The following is a 2245-nucleotide window of genomic DNA, read 5'->3' on the forward strand; positions in this document are numbered from 1 at the left end:
GCGCACCGGGGGGCTTCTCGCGCATCAGCAGCATCGAAGCGATCGATCTGGCCAGCGACAGCGCAAGCAACACGCTCACACTCTCGGCCCGCGATGTGCAGGACATGGCAGGCATGAACCTGATCCGTCTGGGCGCATCGGCCGACGGGCAAAACTGGGCCAGTGGCACCTACACCTTGGCTGCCGCCATGGCCTACCGCCAGTTGGTGGTCACGGGTGATGCGGGCGATGCGGTGGACCTCCATGACAACAGCTATGCTTCCTCGGGCACGGTCACCGCAGGCGGCACCACCTACAACGTCTACACCAGCGAGAGCACCCGCACCCAGGTGTTTGTGCAAAACGGCTTGACGATGATTGACTCCGTTGGACCGACTTTGTTGTCCAGCACACCGGGTGACCAGGAGTTCTTGCGTGCCGATGCCAACATCACCCTGACCTTTAACGAAGCGATTGCGCTGGGCAGCAGCGGCACGATCACGCTCAAGGCCCTGGACGGAGCAAGTGACGTGGTCATCAACGTGGCCAGCCATGGCGGACAACTGTCCATCTCGGACAGCACGCTGACCATCAACCCCACGGCCGCACTGGAGGCCGGCAAACAGTACGCGGTGCAGATCAGCAGCACCGCCATCCGCGACACAACGGACAACGCGTTTGCCGGGATTGCCAGCACCGACACCAGTACGCTCAACTTTGCGACCTTGTTGTCAGGCAACGGGATAGCGACCGATCAGGTGGCCAATGGCTATGGGGGTTTTGTGGTCAATGGCGCTGCAGCGGATGATCAATCAGGCTTCAGTGTCTCCGGTGTGGGGGATGTCAACGGTGACGGTTACGCCGATTTCGTCATCAGCGCGCCCTATGCCGATGCCTTTGGCAACAACTCTGGGAGTGCCTACGTGGTGTTTGGCAAAGCCAACACCACGGCCGTCGAGGCCACCGACCTGGCCGCTGGCAGCGGCGGATTTGCCATTCATGGAGAAAACACAGACGACAACCTGGGCTATTCCGTCTCTGCTGCGGGCGATGTCAATGGCGACGGCAAAGCCGATCTTTTGGTCGGTGCTGTGGGTTACGCTGGTGGAGTCGCCAATGGCCGCAGCTATGTGGTGTATGGCAAAGACGGCACGACGGCCGTGGACTTGGACGACATCGGTAACGGCAACAACAGCCTGGGTTTTGCCATCACCGGGGAGAACGCCGGTGACGAATCGGCCAACAGCGTGGGTTCAGCGGGTGACATCAATGGCGATGGCCTGGCCGATCTGGTGATCGGGGCGTATCGCGCCAACAACATGGCTGGCAACACCTATGTGGTGTATGGGCAACTGGGCCGCAGCAACCTAGACCTGACCAATCTGTCGGTCAGCACCGATGGTTTTGTCATCCAGGGTGAAAACGCAGTCGATGCAAGTGGGCTTTCTGTATCTGCCGCTGGCGATGTCAACGGCGATGGCTTGACCGACTTGGTCGTGGGCGCTCCGTGGGCCAACAACGGGGAAGGGCTGTCTTACGTGGTGTTTGGCCGCACCGGCAACACCGCCATTGACCTGACCGATGTGGCCAGTGGGTTGGGGGGCTTTGTGATCACCGGCGAGGCGGTTGATGCAGGGGAGTCAGGCTACAACGTGGCCGCCGCCGGGGATGTCAACGGTGATGGCTTGGCTGACGTGGTGATCGGGGCCTACAGCAGCAGCTTGGGTTTGCCCAATGCCGGGCGCAGCTATGTGGTGTTTGGCAAGAGCAATAACACCAGCGCAGTGAGCCTGAGCGACATTGCAGACGGCACGGGTGGCTTTGCGATCCAAGGTGAAGCGAATGGCGATAACGCTGGCTACAGTGTCAGCTCGGCGGGTGACATCAACGGCGACGGTCTGGCCGATGTGTTGATCGGGGCTTTTTTGGCTGACTCGTCGAGTCAGTCCAACATCGGCACAAGCTATGTGGTGTATGGCCGCGCCAACGACACGCTGGTGCAGCTTTCGGCCGTCGCTGCAGGTACTGGCGGATTTGCCATCCTTGGTGAATCAGGCGGTGGCCAATCTGGTCATTCCGTGTCTGCCGCCGGCGACATCAACGGAGACGGCTTTGCCGATCTCTTGGTAGGGGCACCCGGTGTGGACATCGGCAGCAACGCCGATGTTGGCCGCGCTTACGTGATCTTCGGCGGCCAGCAAGACCGCAGCGTGGTGGACTTCCTGGGCACGGCCAGCGCCAACAGCCTGACGGGCACGAGTGCTGC

At 61.2% G+C, this 2245-nt stretch carries 1 protein-coding gene; it reads left to right on the forward strand.

All coding sequences use genetic code 11. The annotated features are described in order from the left end of the window. Window positions 1-2245 (forward strand): Ig-like domain-containing protein (locus B472_RS16725; RefSeq protein ID WP_019426684.1); only part of this gene is annotated, 2245 nt, incomplete at both ends.

The sequence above is a fragment of the Limnohabitans sp. Rim28 genome, from assembly GCF_000293865.2.
In the GTDB taxonomy this organism is placed as follows: Bacteria; Pseudomonadota; Gammaproteobacteria; order Burkholderiales; family Burkholderiaceae_C; genus Limnohabitans_A.